Below are 16,580 nucleotides of genomic sequence, written 5' to 3'. Positions count from 1 at the left end.
TCGCGCTCAAGCTCCTTGAGCCGCTTGGCCTGTGAGACCTTCATCCCACCGTATTCCTGGCGCCAGCGGTAGTACGTAACCTCCGTTACCGCCAAAGCCTTGGCGACGTCGGCCACCTTCCGGCCTTGCGCCAGAAGCACGTCCGCTTCACGCAGCTTGCCGATGATCTCTTCGGCGGTATGTCTCTTCTTCGGCATGGAATGTCCCCTTCATGGTCAGTTGAATTATTACATTCAACCTGGAGCCATTCACGGGGGGAGGGTCAATGCCTATCCATGCATTTTTGGCCGCCGTGCTCACTGACCCAGTCCCAGCTCGGAATTCCGCCTTCGCAAACGCCGACCAGCACCAGGTCGTGATTGCCCAGCAGGAAGACCGGATCAAACATGGCCATCTTGGGCCCGGTCAGGATATCCAGCACGCCCTTGCTGTCGGGACCGCGGTCGATGTAATCGCCCAGGCAGACGACCTTCGGGTGGTCAATGCCGGCGCTGGCGGCGTGCATGAGGATCTGCTGCAGCAGGGCGTCCAGCTGCGCCGAGCAGCCGTGGATATCCCCAATAGCGTAAATCCCGTCCACTTTATCGCTCCACTTCCGGCAGGCCTTTGATCCACCGCCAGGTTCGGGCCAGTTCATCAAGCTGCCCCTTGCAATCGGACTTCGGCAATGCGTCTACCTGCATGCCTTCGAGACCGGCTCCGAACTCCGGGATGGACTGACCCGCTGGTTCGGCTTTTATAACAGGGGCAGACCGCATTCATCTCTGGCTGGACGAACGCCCGACGAGGCGTATCATCAAATCGCGCCGACACCCTCTCCGGGGCATGCCCCGGAGAGGGTGTCGATCATCCCACTGGCGGCGTAAAAGGAACCGGGCGATAGCTTAACCAAGCCGCCATTCTGTCCAACAGGACGGGGCCAGCTCTATATGCGGAGAACAATCGTGGCGATCGGGGATGCGGGTGACGAGCGCGACTTGTCCAAGAACATGGACAAGATTCTGGAAAACATCAAATTCGAGCGCGATTACACCCGCAAGATCAAGGCATTCTTCCGTATCGGAATTTCAATTCTGGCCTTCCTCCTTGGGTGGTGGGGCTATATCCAGGGCCACAAGGGAGGACTTGGCCCCACCGATCTCATTCAGTACGCCTATCAAGCCATTCAGTTGTTGACCTTCAACATGCCGGCCGATGCGGTACGGGCCGACCTTCCTTGGCAATTGCAGGTGGCTCGCTTTGCACTCCCGGGCCTGGCACTCTACACCACCGTAGGCACCTATCTCGATTACGCCCGTCGCCCGCTCCGCACCTTCTGGTCGTTTCGGCGCAAGGACCATATTATTGTGGTGGGCGGAGGCGAGAAAGCTTTGGAGGTGACCAGGAGATGTGTCGCTCAGGGCCATTCCGTGGTGGTGATCGTGCCCGAAAGCACTCCTGCCGTGGATGAGCTCAATGACCTGGGGGTCGCCGTGACCGTCGGCGCCATCAGTAGCAAGACGACCTTCACGCGGACGGGCATCAACCACGCAAGGGCTGTTCTGATCCTGACGGGCGTGGATGTCACCAATCTCCAGGCTATGCTGGTCGCCCGCGAGGCCGCCTCCCAACGATCGGCCATTCAGCCCCTGTTGCTGGCCTGTGAAGTCCAAGACAGTGAACTGACCGCCGTTCTCTCTGCCTCCTTCGCTGAGCAGCGTGGCGGACGCATCGAATGCCATATCATCGATTTCACCGACAACGTGGCGCGCCAACTCGTGCCTCGTCTAGCCCCGGTTCTGGGGGCCTCGTCCATTCCGCATCTTCTTGTGGTCGGTGGCGGTGATCTTGCCCTGCACATCATCCGCAAGATTATTCTGAACGGCCCGGAGGGCATGCGCATCACTGTTGCCACCCGAGACCCGGAAGCGACGGCAAAGGTTTTCTACGCGCCGAACCCTGGGCTGGAGAATTTCCAGGGCCTTCGGTTCATCGAAGGCGAAGCCGGTGCGGGTTTCGCCTCCGGCGCTGCGGTGACGGATCTGCTGGATGAGCATCGGCTGGATGCCGCTTTAATCTGCACCGGCGACGAGGCCGGTATTGCCGCCGCACTGTCGCTATGCCGCGGCTGCTCGGCGCGGGAACATCCCGCCCTTCCTATCTTCGTGCGCCAAAGAGCAGACCGGTTCCTGCTCGAGGCCGCCCGTCTGACCATCCGGGACGCAAACCAGGCCAAAGTTCTGTTCGGCTTCGGAGACGCGGCCGAGGAATGCTCCCCCGACCTTCTTCTGCGCGGCACCCTCGATCGGCTGGCACGCCATATCCATGAGGCCTATCTGGCCAAGTCACCATCTGAGAGCACCTCCGTCTCATGGGAGAACCTCCCCGAGACCTTCCGTGAATCCTGCCGAAGGCAGGCAGACCACGTCTGCGTTAAACTGGCATGGCTAGGACTCGAGGCGTCTCCCGGCCCCGGCCCGGTAAATCTGGAACTGACCGACGAGACACTCGAACGGCTCGCTGCCATAGAACATTGGCGGTGGTGCGTTGATCGATGGCTCGACGGCTGGATCTACGGCGAGACCAAAAGCGAATCGGCACGGACGTCTCCCTATCTGGTGCCCTATGACATGCTGAGCGACGAAATCAAGGCGCTTGACCGCGATGCCGTGCGAAACCTGCCCGATCTCCTCGCCCGGGCGGGCATGACGGTTCGGCGGGTCAAGGCGCAGTCCGCCTGACCCCGGCTGCATCACTTCCGGGGCGGATTGACCCAAGCGGAAACCACCATATTGGCGGCCATCATGGCAACCCAGACATGGTGGCGGCTGGACGAAGGCAAACCACCCTGTCAGCGCGAAAACCGCGATCACCGCGATATCGACCCAGCCTGTAACCACCGCCAACGACATGTAGATCATGGCCGCCACCCGTGCAGCACCAAAATCGGCATTAATCCGGCGATAGCGGCCGAGAACCTACACAATGATGTTCATTCCATATGGATCCCGTATTCGGCTATGCGCTGCTCCAATCGGCGGGCGAGAAACGGACTGGCGTCGCGCAGGGCGGACAGGATGGTCTCCGCCTCGGCCCGGTAGGCGATATAGAAGTCAGTCTCTTGATCGGTGAAGGTGAAGTGCGCACATCCCGCAGTCTCCCGATCACGCGCCGAGAGTTCCACGACCAAGTTGTCGGGGAGGATGAGGTGGTGGTGGGACTGTTGCCCGAGAACGTGCGTCCGGTGCTGATGGGCGACCGGTTTTACGGCAGTCTTCTGGTCTTCGAGGATGGCGGCGAAACTACCTTGTCCACATACGCAGCAACGGCTCAGGGGAAGGGTTGTGGTTGAAGGTTTGTGGGAAGGATCGCGAGGCGTTATGTGGGGAAAGTGGATATAACACAGCCGTTACGAGGCTGGCTTGGCATAACGCACGCCTTGGTTAAGGTCATGAAAAACCAAGATGTTTTGTCAATATTATTTCCTTCAGGCATGTAATACCCGATCTCGTCAAGTACAGTAAAAAAGGGTGCGCGAGAATTAGCTCCGAACCTCAGCATGGAGCTGTATCTCGTGGTCGGAGATCGTCGATCATCTCCAGAATGCGGCGAAACAGGTCATGCGGCACTGCGACCTCGGCCATCTGGAAGACGGCGTAGCGGGCGTGGGCGATAACCTTGGCTCCGATCTTCACCACCTTGTCGCGGATGGTGGTCAGCGACCAGCTTTCCATCTCGTCCGGCAGGGCCAGCCGAGCCATTCCTTAACACCGTCAAGGAACTTGTCGCGGCTTTTCCGGCTCGGCTTGCGGGCAACCCGATAGCGCCAGCCCGTCTTGCCCTGGATGCGCATGTAGTGCGTAAAACCAAGGAAGTCGAAACTGCGCGGTTCTACGGATGGCCCCGTCTTACCGTTCTGTCTGGACCATTTCCCGAACTCGATCTGTCTGGTCTTTTCCGCCGACAGGCGCAGCCCGAATTCGGCGAACCGCGCCTCCAGTTCCTGACGGAACCGTTCGGCCTCGTCCCTGCGTTCAAAGCAGACCACGAAGTCATCAGCATATCGAACCAGTTCACAGGTTCCCGCCGCAGACGGCTTGAACCTGTGCTCGAACCACAGATCAAGGACATAGTGCAGGTAGACGTTCGCCAACAGCGGCGACATCGGCCCGCCCTGCGGCGTTCCCTCCTCGCTGCGACCGACGACCCCGCCTTCCATGACCCCGGCCTTCAACCATTTCACCACCAGACGCAGAAGCGTCCGGTCGGCGATCCGGTGGAGAAGGAACTTCATCAGCCAGCGGTGGTTGACCGTATCAAAGTAACTTGCGATATCGGCCTCCAGGGCCTTCCCATCAAGAGGACATGGTCGGCTCCCGCGTGAATTTTCGAGGCTCAATAGGTTCACTTGCGTTACGGCCTGCACCCCCCTGTTCTACGCTTAGCCGACGCCGTCACCAGCGCCGGTCCAAGAACTCGGTTCCGCACCCTGTCGCTACCAGCGCACGGGCGGGAGTTTCACCCGCTGGAAACACGCGCCTTATCCTGGCGCACCCTCAAGAGGTAAAGAGGTAAAGAGGTAAAGATATAGGAAGAAACGCTCCCTCACGGGAGCGTCCTGGCGAGGCGGAATCCCAGACTGCCGTTGCGGTTGCCTGGGGTGAAGTGGTAGCGGAAGGCGGAGCGGAGGTTCCTCGGATTGTCGCCCCAGGAGCCGCCCCGGAAGACGCGGTCGCAGGAATTTGTTTCCAGCCAAGCACTGCCGTCACTCGGGGCGCCGCTGTAGTTGCTATGCCAGCAATCCTGCACCCATTCATAGACATTGCCGTGCATGTCGTACAGACCGAAGGCATTGTCCGATTTGCTCTGCACCGGCTTGGTCTGGTTGCCGGAATTGGCATCATACACCGCCACCGAGGACAGGCATGTTTCCGAGCCGCCGCACGACCACGGCGTGGTGGTCCCTGCGCGGGCCGCGTATTCCCATTCCGCCTCCGACGGCAGGCGATAGCGTTTGCCGGTCATCTCGTTCAATTTCCGAATGAAAACCTGCACGTCATCCCAGCTGACATTTTCCACCGGGCGGTTGGCGCCACGGAACTTGCTGGGGTTGTTACCCATCACCGCCTCCCATTCCGCTTGCGTCACCTCCGTCTTGCCCAGCGCAAACGGCGCCGCGATGGTCACACGGTGCTGCGGACGTTCATCGACATGGCTGTCTTTTTCACCGGACGGACTGCCCATCAGGAAGCTCCCCGGCGGGATGATCACCATCTCCGGACAGGTGGGGCAATCCTTGAACGATTGGCCGGGCTTGTAGTTCTCGGTGGTTTTTGAAGGGGGGGCAACTCTGTTCTTAACATTATTAGGGCTCGTTGTTGACGAGGCTTGCTTGCAGTCCGGCGTGCAGGAAAGATCAGCCCGCGAGTCGCATTCCTCGCCGAACGATCTATCGACGACCCCGTCGCCACAATAGTGGATGTGGATGTTCTGACAGGCGGATGGATACATCTTGATATCAGTCCATTTCCGCAAACGCTGATCGGGGACAAGCGTCTTCTTGCCGGCTTTCTGCTTTCCGCTGCCGTCACCCAACTCTTCCTGGGTGAAATAGAAGTACTCTCCCGATCCGCCCGGCGGCTGGTCACTGAATCCCAATTCCTTCTTGTAGGCCACGTCATATCGGACCTGGAGATGCGGTTTGGTCTCGTCTAGCCGTTTCACCGCCTTGACGTCACAGCCCTCCGTCGCGATGACGATATAGTTCTTGCCCGGCGGATCGTATTTCCCATCCGGTGGAATGACGTTGCTGACCCGGTACCAGTCGGTGCAGGCCCCCTCCTTGATGCTTCCGGGAGTGTTTTCCCAGATGGTGACCTTGCTTTCTCCGGCCCGGATGAACCAAAGCTCGGGATCCTGGTCTTTGCTTCCCCGGGTTATGGCGTCCATGGGCTGGACAAAGATGAACTCGTCCTGCTTGCCGTACTTGTCCAGGCGGTGATTGGTCTCGCACCGGGAGAACTCTTCCGAGCGGGAAACCTTGATAGCGCCGGGCGGCTGGGCGCCTCCGTCCGCCTGGGCGGCTCCGCCCAGGGCCCTGGCTTGCTCTACCGCCTTTGCATCGGCATTGGCTGGCGGCGGGGCGGATTGGCGGCTGATTCCGTAGAAGCCGAGGCCGCCCGCCACCACGGCTGCAAACAGCGCAGCGACCGGCCACGATACCTTCGAGGGGGATGGCGCAGCGGGAATCGGGGCGGAGACAGGTGCGGGCGTCTGGCGTTCCGGCGCAGGGACCGGATCAGGCGCGGGCGGAGGAGGAGGTGCGGGAACCGGCTCTGGCGGCGGCGGCGTGATCCCCGTCTGCTGCCGGATCACCTCGACCAGCATCGCGATGTTCTCGTCCCACTTCCGAAACAGGTCGATCCACTGCCGGGTCGCCAGTTCATACTCGAAGCTTTCGCTGGGAACGATGTCGTCCACCCGCACCGGAAGCACAAAAAGCCTTTTCTTGCTGGCCAGCGCCAGCTCCTTCTCGATCTCGGTCGAGCTGTTGGCGTTGGAGGAAAACACCAGCACCATGGCGGGGGCGCGCTGGATGGCGCCAATAATCGAACGCTGGTAGTTCTCCCCCACCTTGACGTCGCGACACGATATCCAGCAGGGGATGCCATGTGCTTCCAGCTCCCTAACCAGCCTCAGGGCGATATCCCTATCGTGGGAGGAGAAGCTCACAAATACCTTGTCGCCCATCTCAAGCCTCCGCCGGACAAAGTGCCGCTCACTGACAACAAGGACTATTCAGCCCAGGACCGGTGGAGTCAATTGGGCACCTCCGGAAACTGGCGCCGCACGCCGATCCATGGTTCCATTCTCAGGATTACGTCGCGGGGGGGAACTGGGCACGCAGGCACCCCAACTTGGTTTTCTTTGCTTTGGTGGCCGCCAGTGCCGCCTTGGTGCGCTCGACAACGCCATGCCGACGGGCGACAGCCATCGCCGACGCAGAACCGTCCCCTCACCACGCCACCAGCACCTTGTCCCCACCGCCCACCAGAACCGGATTCTGGTCGCTGCCCTTGCGGCTGGCCTCGCGGCGGACCTGGCGTTCGGCATAGGAGTGAAGCTCGCCCAGCGTGATGCGGTGGTCGGAATCGGCATCGGCCTCGCCCATCAGGCCGCGCATCAGGTAATAGCTGAACAGGCCGTGGCGGGCGGCGGCGAACGAGGATGACCACTGGTCGTTGCGCGACGCGGCCAGCACGGCGGCAGGGCTGGGCACTTCTCCATCCCGTGCGCGGATGATGACGGGGCGGATATCGGCGATCAGGGTGTCGTTGCCTCGCGTGCCGCCGGAATAGCAGGTATCGAGGAACAAGGTCAGCGACTTTGCCCCGGCCTTCAGGATGGAATCGATGGTGGCGGCGCGGTCGATGGCGCTTTTCTCCAGCAAGGCCCGGTCGCCGTCATAGGGAAAGAGATAGAGGTTGCGGCCGTTCTCCGAGGCCAGCCCGTGGCCGGAGAAGAAGACATAGACGTCGGTGGCACCGTCCTTGATTTCTGGGGTCAACCAGGTGTCCAGCGCCTTCTGGATATCCAGCAGACGGGCATCGGCGCCGACCAGCAGCTTGACCCGCTCCGGCGCGATGCCCAAGCCGTTGACGGCGAAATCGCGGAAGACACGGGCATCGCGGGCGGCGAACTGGGCGGCAGGCAGGCGCTGATACTCCTCCACCCCGATGATCAGGGCGATCGCGTCGGACTTGCGCTTGCCCACCAGGCGGGAGGGATCGAGGGGCGGCAGCGGTTCGGCGATGGCTTCGGCGGTGGCGGCGCCCCCGCTTCCGGCCTCGCGCAGTTCGGCCACCGGCGTGAAGGCGGCGGCCTGGGACTGGGCGCGGCCGAGTTCGGCGGGGTCGAGGCGGCGGGCGATGTCGTCGCGGCGGGTGACGGCCCGGCGGTGCAGCCCGTCGCGTAACCGGGCGGCGGCCAGCGAGGCCCAAACATAGGCCTGGGCCACGTCGCGTGGTCCCCGCGTTTCCCGCATCAGCGATTCGGCCAGGACCAGTTGGGCCTCGGGCTGACCCTGCAGGGCGGCGCGCCTCAGCCAGCGTTCGGCCTCGGCATGGTTCTGGGGCATGCCCTGGCCGTCGCGGTAAAGTCCGGCCAGCAGCATCTGGGCATCGGCATCGCCCAATTCGGCGCCCAGGCGGAAATGCCGGGCGGCGGCGGGAAAGTCCGAGGTGCGGGCGGCGCCCCGGCCCCGTTCGGCGGCATGGGCGGCGGTCAGGCGGCGCAGGGCGGCGGTCTCGGCGGCGGGCAGGTGAATGCTGGTCTCGGTGGGGCGACCGTCCAGCATCACGCGGGCGCGGACATGGAGGGATTCCCGGTCCAGCAGCAAGGCGGGGCGGTCCACCAGTTCATAAAGATTGACCGCCAGGTTGCCATCGGCATCGGCGACGACCTCGACCGAGGGCGCGTCCTCGACCAGAACCGCGACGCGGGCGTCGGCCCAGGGGGCGCGGCTGGAGCCGTCGCGGCCCAGCGGCCGCCCCTCGCCGCTGGTGCGGGCGACCACGTTTTCCTTGCGGCCCAGTTCGGCCCCGGCCAGGGCCTCGGTGGTGGTCTTGCGCAGCTTCTCGTCAAAGGGCGACAGCACGATTGCCAGGGCGGCGGCCGGGCCGCCCAGCAGGAAGCCGACCGGATTGGGGTCCTTGGACTTCACCTTGACGGTGGCCTCGTCATAGGACTCGTACTGGTGCAATTCTCCGCTGAATTCCCTGACCGCCGACAGGGCCAGGATGCCGCGGGCTGCATCATAGCGCCCGCCGAGCAAGGGTCGGACCGACCGAGCCTTGGCCTCCGGCACCAACTCCACCGTGCGGAGATTGCGCTTCTCCACATTGGTCGAAGTGCTGACCCCGCCGCAGGACGGCAGGCTCAGCAAGGCGGCGGCGAGAAGCACTGTGGCCGCCCCATGTCGCCGGAAGCCACGCGGCATGGCTTCACTCTCCCCTTCGCTTGCAAAGATGATGGTGGTGGTCATTGTTTCGGCACCCTGACGAAGCGGCCACTGCCCTTGCCACCCATGGAGGTGACGGAATAGCCGCTGTCCAGGGTGAATAGGCGGGTCGAGCGACTGTCGCCGGTTCCCACCGGCTGGCCGGAGCGGATATTGCCGTAGGCGTAGCGGATGCTGACGTCGAAGGCGCCGCCCTTGGGGACGATCTGCATGACGTCGATATGCTTTATCACTTCGCGCGTCTGGGAATAGGGCTGCTTGCGGAACACCGATTCGTGATAGCCGACGATGGCGGCGACCATGCGGCGCATGGCCTTTCCGTCGGCGCAGAGCGTGGTCTTGCCATCGGTCTGGCTGCATTCCGCCACGGGGGGCAACTTTTCGCCGAAATCCCAGTCGTCGCCGTTATCGGCCCCCATGCGGGCGCCGGGGGCGCATGCGGCCAGGGCCAGCGGCAGCAGGATTGCCAATTGTCCCATCCAGGGCTGGTATCGGTCCGTCATGGCGCTACGGCTTCCCGCCACGGGCGGCCTGGATGTCCTTTTCCAGGTCCAGGAACGCCTTGGACGCCCGCAGCTTGCCGTCTAGCAGGTCGCTCTTCCTGGTCTGGTCGACCATGATGCGGTTGGCCTCGCCCAGGGGGTACTGGACCAGCACATAGGCGCGGTACTGTGTTCCCTGAGGCTTGATCTCGGACTTCACCGCCTGATAGCCGGCCATGTTGGCCTCGGTCACCACATTGGTGGTGACGCGCTCGACCTCGCTCATGACGCGGGCGTCCTCGGCCATTCCGCTTTCGCTGGCGAAGTCCTTCATCTTGGCCGAGAGCAGGCTTTTCAGACGGTCGGCGACGATGCGCTTGCCATTCAGCGTCGCCTTGTCCACCGCCATCTGCATGTCGGACGAGGTAGCGGTGCCGGGGGCATAAAGGCTGAACTCGTCCTTAGGGGGAGCGGTGAACCAGGACGGCGCGTCGGACACCGTGTCCTTGACCTGATCGGCCCGCATCTCCTGCTGCTTCTGGTGGGCCAGGGCCACGGCGGCGGGCGAGCCCGGCTCCGGCGTGGCGCATCCGGCGATCAGCGTCGGCGCGGACAGGGCCAGGACAACGGCCAGGATTGAGCGAAAACGGGTCATGAGGGTTTCTCCCCAGGTAATGCGCCGAGCGCGGTTTCTATGGTCTGGATTTCACGGCCGAGGTCGAGCCCCCGGCCACCCAACGATCTGAGATCGGCCAGGGCGCGTCCGGCCATGCCGATATCGCCGCGTTTGAGATAGGCCAGGGCGGCGCCATAGAAGGCGTCGGCGGCCTCGCGGCTCTGGCCGTTCCCCAGCAACAAGGCACCTGAATTGTACCAGGCGAAGCCGTCGGCGGGATCGGCGTCGATGGCCATGGCATAGGCGGCCAAGGCCCGGTCCGCCCGCCCGGACAGGGCGTTGACGTGGCCGAGGCCGTCGAGATAACGCGCATTGCCGCCGTCCAGCGCCACGGCGCGGATCATGGCCGGTTCGGCCTCCGCCGCCCGGTCCAGCTTGACCAGCATGCGGCCCATCAGGAACTGGGCGTCGGCGCGTTCGGGATTTTCCCCGGCCAGCTTTTCCGCCGCCGCCAGCGCCCCGGCATAGTCGCCCTGGGCGGCCAGGGCCTCGGCCCGCGCCATGGCATCGGGGGATGCGGGCGGGACGGCCTGGGCCAGTTTAGGCATCTCGGCCACCGGGTCGTCCAACTCGGCCAAAGCCAGATCGGGAATGGTGGAGGCCAGACGGCGGGCAAGGTCATCGGTGACCCGCAGGCGCTGTTCCTCGGTCAGATTACTGGCGGCGTCCAGGATGCCCATGGTGACGCCAATGGGGGACAGGGGGACCGAGCCGCCATGGCTGGCGGCCACATGCTCGCCCTCCCACAGGGCTTGCCCATCGGCGGCGCGGGTCAGGCGCAGACGCACCCCCACGGCGACGCGGGAATAGATACCGAAGAAATCGCTGCCCGCCTGGGTGATCTCACCCGCCAGCAGCGCATCGCAGGACAGGGCGGCGCCCAGCTTGCGCGTATCCTTGCGCTCGGCCTCCGGCAGGTCGGCCAGCACATGATCGATGCGAGCCAGCGGCACCTGCCGCCGCCCCTGGGGGGCGAGATGGGCGAACAGCACCCGGCGCACCGCACCGGCGGCCTCGGGCGGTCTGCCCTCCAGCGGCAGCAGGGCGACGCAGCGGGGCGGCGAGGCCCGGAAGGCATCATGCAGGGTGAACACCACCTGATTGGGCCAGATCTCCGAGGCGGTCTCGCCCTTGCCCCGGTCCACATAGCTGGGGGTGGCGCAGCCGCCCAGGGCCAGGAATGCGGCCAGAAGCGCCCCGGCGCGGGCGGTAATCATTGCGGCCTCACAATGGCGTAGCCCTTGCGGACCAGCCGGGCCTCGGAGCGCGGGATTTCCAGCAGCAGGGCCTTGAACTCCTCCAGCCCATAGGAGTCGCGAAACGGGATCGGCTTGCGGCTGCCCACCGCCAGCAGGTATTCGGACACCAGCGGCGCATGGGCCTGACCCGCCTTGGGGAATTCCATGTCGAGGGAATAGCGCCGGGCGCCGTCGGTGCTGGGGATGGTGGCGCGCCCGGTGATGCGATCGTTGGCGTCCATGGCATTGGGAAACAGACGCTGAACCTGGCGGTCGCGGCGTTCATAAGGCAGCCACTGGAACACGGCCAGATGCATAGGCTGGCCGGGCTCCACCGTGATGTTCATGGCCTCGCCGACGCGGAAGGCGGTCTGGTTGAGAATCAGCGCAAACTGGAAGGCGGGATCGGGCTCGCCCCGCCAGCGCACCACATCGGCCTCCAGCGAGACCCGGCACTGGCGGATGCCCGGTGCCGGGGTGGCCGTGGTGGCCGAGCGAAGATCGCGCAAGGCCCGCACCTCGCCCTCGGAGGCGGCCCAGACCAAGCGGCCCAGGGCGCAGGAGGCATCCTCGGCCTTTTCCTGGCAAACCTCGATGTCATCGACGGCCAGACGCTCGCCCAGCACCCGGATCAGGGCGGCCTGCTTGGCCTTCTCCTCGGCGATGCGGCAGGCCTCGGCCTCCGGCATCTGAACGGGAAACAGGTACTCGCCGTTTCCCGGCGACCATTCTGCACGGGCGGAGGGAACAGCCAGCAGCAGGACGGCCAGGGCCAGCACGGCTACCCGATCCCCTCTCCATCCCGTTTTTCCGGCTGCCGTCATCATGTGATCTTCCCCGTTGAACGCCTAACCCGGCCCGGCGCACAGCACCCTATGGGCCAATGCGAAGCAGGATGGACGTTGGTCGCATTCCCCGGCCTCGCACACCACCATCCGCGCCGCGACTTCCACTGCCAGGGCGCTGGACAACAAAGCCCGTCCATCCAGCCCGTATAGAATCCGCATCCGTTTGCAGAGGGATTTGTTCTCGGGTTCCATACTTGCTTTCCTAAGTCCAGTTGTTGATTTCTCCGCAGCAGTGGCCGTCACGGAGGAAGTTCTACTCAAAAGAGGGCGTGAGACAACGTGGTGATGTCTGGAGTCGTCCGCCCACTACTGGGCCAGGGCAGAATCCGATCAAGCGTGGACGGGGCGGTTCTCTGTTGACTTCAACCTGAAGCTGTTTTCATCTTTAAGATAATGGGGGCCAAATCCGTTGTATCGAGTCAGTTGGCAGCGCCGGTGAAATGGTTCACATGTTGCGGGGTTAATATCCCGCATTTTGGGTAAAGCACGGTTATGTTGCCGCCGTTCCTTCTGACATGACAGGAGCCGACCGTTGAGCACTTCTCCCCAGGCCGATGATGTCGTCTCCACTGACCGTCCCACCATCCGGGTGTTCATCTCGTCACCATCCGACGTCCGCCCCGAGCGGTTGATCTCCGAGCGGGTGGTGCAGCGGCTCGACCGCGAATTCTCCTACCATTTCCGTATCGAGGCGATGCTGTGGGAGCGCGAGCCGTTGGTGGCGGGGGAGCACTTCCAGGACCGCATCGTGCCGCCGCACGAGACCGATATCGTGGTGGTGATCCTGTGGTCGCGCCTGGGCATGACCCTGCCCGAGGACAAGTACAAGGGCGCGCTGAGCGGTGGCGCGGTCACCGGGACCGAATGGGAGTTCGAGGACGCCCTGGCCTCCTATCGTGAGCTGCGCCTGCCCGACCTGCTGCTCTATCGCAAGAAGGCCGAGATCACCGGCAGCCTGGAAGACGAGGCCGCGGTTCAGGAGCGGCTGGGGCAGAAGCGGCAGGTCGAGGAGTTCATGACCCGCTGGACCCGCTCGGCCGATGGCAGCGCCTTCACCGCGGCCTCTTGGGAATTCGCCGATGCCGCCGCCTTCGAGGAGCAGTTGGAGAACCATCTGCGCGAACTGATCCGTCGCCGCCTGAGCGGGGCCGAGCAGAGCCCCGCCGGGATCCGCTGGCATCAGGGCAGCCCGTTCCGTGGCCTGCAATCCTTCGATCTGGATCATGCCGCGGTGTTCTTCGGTCGCACCCGCGCCCGCAACGAGGTGCGTGAGCTGCTGGCCCGTCAGGCCGAGCGCGGCTCGGCCTTCGTGCTGGTGATGGGGGCGTCGGGGTCGGGCAAGTCGTCCCTGGTTAAGGCCGGGGTGCTGGCCGATCTCAAACTGCCCGGCATGATCGGGCGGGTGGCCCTGTGCCGCCACGCCATCCTGCGTCCCGCCGATGGCGAGGGCGACCTGATCGGCGGCCTTGCCGCCGCCTTGCTGGCGCCCAAGGCGCTGCCCGAACTGACCCGACTGCAATACGACGTGGCCAGTCTGGCCGACCAGTTGCGCGACAATCCCAAACAGGCGGTGTTCGCCGTGCGCCAGGGGCTGGCGGCGGCGGGCGAGGCCGCCAAACTGACCGAGATCGCCGAGGCGCGGCTGCTGGTGGTGGTCGATCAGCTTGAAGAATTGTTCACCCTGGACACCATCACCCCCGCCGAGCGCGAGGGCTTTGTCGCCGCGCTGGCGGAGCTGGCCCGCTCCGGGCTGGTCTGGGTGATTGCCACCCTGCGCTCCGACCTGTTCGACCGGCTGGAGACCGTGCCTGCCCTGGCGGAACTATCGGCGGGCGAGGCCCGCTATCTTCTGACCGCCCCCAATGACGGCGAATTGGGACAGATCATCACCCGCCCGGCGCGGGAAGCCGGCTTGCGCTTCGAGGCCGATGCCGCCAGCGGCACCAGCCTGGACGATGTGCTGCGCGAAGCCGCCGGGCGTGATCCCAACGCCCTGCCGCTGCTGTCCTATGTGCTTGACCTGCTGTGGCAGCGCCGCCGCCCCGAGGACGGGGTACTGACCTTCGCCGCCTATCAGGAGCTGGGCGGCCTCAATGGCGCCATCGGCCGCCGGGCCGAGGATGTGTTCACCGCCCTGCCGGAAGATGTGCAGGCGGCTTTCCCCCAGGTGCTGCGCGCCCTGGTCACCGTGGGCCAAGGGGCCAAGGGCCAAGCGACGGCCCGCATGGCGGCCAGGGCGGATTTCCCACCGAACACCCCCGCCGGTGCCTTGGTAGAGGCGCTATTGGCACCGGAGGCCAGATTGCTGGTGGCCGATGATGATGGCGGGATGAATAGGAGAACGCCTATCTCTACCGCGAGAAACATTAGATTGGACTGCACGAAAAAGTGCGAAAGTCATTTGCGATCTGAAGCGCGAAATGCTGTAGCATGTAATGCAATGAAAGCGCTTAAACATACTATTATTATTTTTCCAACTTTAGTAGCAGCTACACTGACTGGGCTTCTATCTCTAAGGGCAGTCCCAACAGTAATTACGAAAATGTATGACTTTGGATTTAGAGTAACACCTGATGAGTACAGATCGGTATTATTTTTTGTATTTTCATTTGTATTTGTTGTTACGACAATTGTGGTTGGATCCGTTGCTGTAAAAATAATTATAAAAAGATCGCCAAGTTCTATGGCGCACGCAATTTCTGACACCATAATCATCTTGTTTTCCACTTTTATTGGCGGCGCATCGGCGTTAGCAATAACAATTTTATTAATCTCTAAATACATCTCTGACCTTAATGAATTTGCAACAGTAACACTATATTCTATAGGATTGATATTTGGATTGTTTGCATCGCTTTCATCAATTTATCGCATGCGCCGAAATTTATTAGAAAAATACGGCACCCAAACGATGCTTCACGCGGCCATTGGCATTTTGAAGTCCAAGTTGTCAGCGCATTCGGATGAGTCTAGAGAACTAGTATTATTAACGGAATGGGAAACTACACCAAATCTCGCCAAATTCAACAATGGTCAAATTGGGTTGCTGCGAGTGGCGCATGAAGCGGTTCTGACGCACTGGAATCGTGCGCGCGAGCAAGTTGCCCAGGATCGCAACGATTTACAATTGCGGGCGCGACTTGAGCAGGCCGCAGCCCTATGGAAGGCTGCGGTAGAGCATTATAGGCCAACCATGCTCCTCAATCCGGGCTTTCCTTTATTGGAGGCGGAAAGCCTTTTAAAGCGACGCAGTGGTGAACTCGACGAGACAACGATTAGCTATGTGGCGGCATCAAGCATTGTCGCCAGCGCCAATGATCGTCGGCGACGTAGGCAGTTGTATGTTGCAACCACCATGTTTGGAGTATTAGCAGTATTGGCAAGTGCATTTGGATGGTTTGCCATGAAACAGCAAAACGAAGCAAATGGGGCGCGTCAAGAGGCGGAAAAGCTAATCCGGTACATGGTGCTTGATCTTCGGGACAGGCTAAAATCGATGGGCAGAGATGATTTGCTACGTGAGGTTTCTCAGCTTGCAATGGCATATTTTGAAACTTCATCGCAATACAGTCGAGATGGGGTGGGGGCGCGCTCTGTTGCGACAAATTACGCGAACAAGGGCGATGTGTTGCGCGATAACAAATTCCACCAAGAGGCGGTCTCGTATTACAGGCAAGCTATAGCGATCAGAGAAATGATGGCTGATATTTCTGCCGATAGAAGTGATTTACTGGAAGAACTTCTAAATGATGTGGATCGCCTAGCTGTTGCTTTGGTTGCGCAAGGAGCCTCAACCGAAGCGTTGGAGCAATACCGTAGAAGCCTTGCCATCTCCGAGCGCCTCACCGCCCATGACCCAGCCAGCACCCAGTGGCAGCGCCGCTTGGCGAGCAGCCACTACAATTTGGGTAAAGTCCTCCAGGCCCAGGGCGATCATGCCGGGGCTCTGGCTGAATTCCGCAAGTCCCTCGCCATCGCCAAGCGCCTCGCCGCCCGCGATCCCGCCAACACCCAGTGGCAGCGCGCCCTGGGGGTTACGCATGGCACCCTGGGATGGACGCTGATTCTGAATGGTGATTTCGCCGAGGGGCGCAAGGAGACCGAAGCCGCCCACTCCTTGGCGCCGGACGATTTCGCCTGGATGGTTAATCTCGGCCACACTTATCTGCTGAGCGGTGATGGCGTGACTGCGCGATCCTGGTACCAGAAGGCGCTGCCGAAGATCCGCAACGAGGCCGAGTTGAAATCCACCATCATCGACGATTTCGACATCTTCATCGGCAAGGGCTGGAAGGTGGCGGAATGCCGCCAGATGAAGGACTGGGTTGTCGCCGAGTT

Annotated in this window: 11 protein-coding genes and 3 pseudogenes; 4 read left to right on the top strand and 10 right to left on the bottom strand. The window is 62.5% G+C overall.

Features of this window, described 5'->3' with window-relative positions; all coding sequences use genetic code 11:
• Nucleotides 1-197: transposase (locus A6A04_RS13885; protein ID WP_068492287.1), on the bottom strand; the 197-nt coding region annotated here is incomplete at its 3' end.
• A 65-nt stretch (nucleotides 198-262) separates the two neighbouring features.
• Nucleotides 263-637, bottom strand: a complete 375-nt coding sequence (locus tag A6A04_RS13880) for a metallophosphoesterase (RefSeq protein WP_082914932.1) — start codon at nucleotides 635-637, stop codon at nucleotides 263-265.
• Nucleotides 638-665: 28 nt separating this feature from the next.
• On the opposite strand from A6A04_RS13880, the pseudogene A6A04_RS21770 reads away from it, so the two are divergent.
• The 3 genes and pseudogenes from A6A04_RS21770 to A6A04_RS23625 all read left to right on the top strand — a co-directional run.
• Nucleotides 666-866: pseudogene (locus A6A04_RS21770) on the top strand (integrase core domain-containing protein); the annotation flags it as partial.
• 78 nt (nucleotides 867-944) lie between these two features.
• On the top strand, nucleotides 945-2,720 hold the full coding sequence (locus A6A04_RS13875; protein ID WP_172822781.1) for a RyR domain-containing protein: 1,776 nt from the start codon (nucleotides 945-947) through the stop codon (nucleotides 2,718-2,720).
• A 464-nt stretch (nucleotides 2,721-3,184) separates the two neighbouring features.
• Nucleotides 3,185-3,292: pseudogene (locus tag A6A04_RS23625) on the top strand (IS4-like element ISMmg3 family transposase); the annotation flags it as partial.
• Between the two features lie 241 nt (nucleotides 3,293-3,533).
• Here A6A04_RS23625 and A6A04_RS13865 read toward each other — a convergent pair.
• From A6A04_RS13865 to A6A04_RS13830, 8 genes and pseudogenes are all read right to left on the bottom strand, one after another.
• Nucleotides 3,534-3,731 (bottom strand): annotated as a pseudogene (locus tag A6A04_RS13865) (transposase); the annotation flags it as partial.
• The gene (locus A6A04_RS13860) at nucleotides 3,695-4,387 is read right to left on the bottom strand and encodes a reverse transcriptase domain-containing protein (RefSeq protein WP_281196776.1); all 693 of its coding nucleotides are present in this window, start codon (nucleotides 4,385-4,387) and stop codon (nucleotides 3,695-3,697) included. The gene A6A04_RS13860 and the pseudogene A6A04_RS13865, both read right to left, overlap by 37 nt.
• 197 nt (nucleotides 4,388-4,584) lie before the next feature.
• Nucleotides 4,585-6,729: an SUMF1/EgtB/PvdO family nonheme iron enzyme gene (locus tag A6A04_RS21760; protein ID WP_082914930.1), complete on the bottom strand. Its 2,145-nt coding sequence runs from the start codon at nucleotides 6,727-6,729 to the stop codon at nucleotides 4,585-4,587.
• Between the two features lie 265 nt (nucleotides 6,730-6,994).
• Entirely contained in the window at nucleotides 6,995-8,977 is a 1,983-nt protein-coding gene (locus tag A6A04_RS13850) for a caspase family protein (protein ID WP_156612612.1), read from the bottom strand.
• A gap of 41 nt (nucleotides 8,978-9,018) precedes the next feature.
• Nucleotides 9,019-9,501 (bottom strand): hypothetical protein, encoded by a 483-nt coding sequence (locus A6A04_RS13845; protein ID WP_156612611.1) that lies wholly within the window; start codon nucleotides 9,499-9,501, stop codon nucleotides 9,019-9,021.
• A gap of 4 nt (nucleotides 9,502-9,505) precedes the next feature.
• The gene (locus tag A6A04_RS13840; RefSeq protein ID WP_068493874.1) at nucleotides 9,506-10,135 is read right to left on the bottom strand and encodes a hypothetical protein; all 630 of its coding nucleotides are present in this window, start codon (nucleotides 10,133-10,135) and stop codon (nucleotides 9,506-9,508) included.
• Nucleotides 10,132-11,373, bottom strand: coding sequence for a tetratricopeptide repeat protein (locus A6A04_RS13835; RefSeq protein WP_068493873.1), 1,242 nt, complete (start codon nucleotides 11,371-11,373; stop codon nucleotides 10,132-10,134). The genes A6A04_RS13840 and A6A04_RS13835 overlap by 4 nt, the downstream gene beginning before the upstream one ends.
• Nucleotides 11,370-12,173 carry a DUF4384 domain-containing protein gene (locus A6A04_RS13830; RefSeq protein ID WP_156612610.1) on the bottom strand — a complete coding sequence of 268 codons (804 nt, stop codon included), beginning with the start codon at nucleotides 12,171-12,173 and terminating at the stop codon, nucleotides 11,370-11,372. The genes A6A04_RS13835 and A6A04_RS13830 overlap by 4 nt, the downstream gene beginning before the upstream one ends.
• Before the next feature lie 601 nt (nucleotides 12,174-12,774).
• Here A6A04_RS13830 and A6A04_RS13825 point away from each other — a divergent pair.
• Nucleotides 12,775-16,580 (top strand): tetratricopeptide repeat protein (locus tag A6A04_RS13825; protein WP_156612609.1); only part of this gene is annotated, 3,806 nt, incomplete at its 3' end.

The sequence above is a fragment of the Paramagnetospirillum marisnigri genome, assembly GCF_001650715.1.
GTDB classification, from domain to species: Bacteria; Pseudomonadota; Alphaproteobacteria; order Rhodospirillales; family Magnetospirillaceae; genus Phaeospirillum; species Phaeospirillum marisnigri.
Note: the sequence above shows the minus strand (reverse complement) of the source record. Positions and strands in the feature narration are given on the sequence as shown.

Excerpts from the sequence above, each read along its gene's own strand:
- A6A04_RS13840 (WP_068493874.1), bottom strand. The coding sequence starts at position 10,135 with ATGACCCGTTTTCGCTCAATCCTGGCCGTTGTCCTGGCCCTGTCCGCG.
- A6A04_RS21760 (WP_082914930.1), bottom strand. The coding sequence starts at position 6,729 with ATGGGCGACAAGGTATTTGTGAGCTTCTCCTCCCACGATAGGGATATC.
- A6A04_RS13850 (WP_156612612.1), bottom strand. The coding sequence starts at position 8,977 with ATGCCGCGTGGCTTCCGGCGACATGGGGCGGCCACAGTGCTTCTCGCC.
- A6A04_RS13880 (WP_082914932.1), bottom strand. The coding sequence starts at position 637 with ATGAACTGGCCCGAACCTGGCGGTGGATCAAAGGCCTGCCGGAAGTGG.
- A6A04_RS13845 (WP_156612611.1), bottom strand. The coding sequence starts at position 9,501 with ATGACGGACCGATACCAGCCCTGGATGGGACAATTGGCAATCCTGCTG.
- A6A04_RS13835 (WP_068493873.1), bottom strand. The coding sequence starts at position 11,373 with ATGATTACCGCCCGCGCCGGGGCGCTTCTGGCCGCATTCCTGGCCCTG.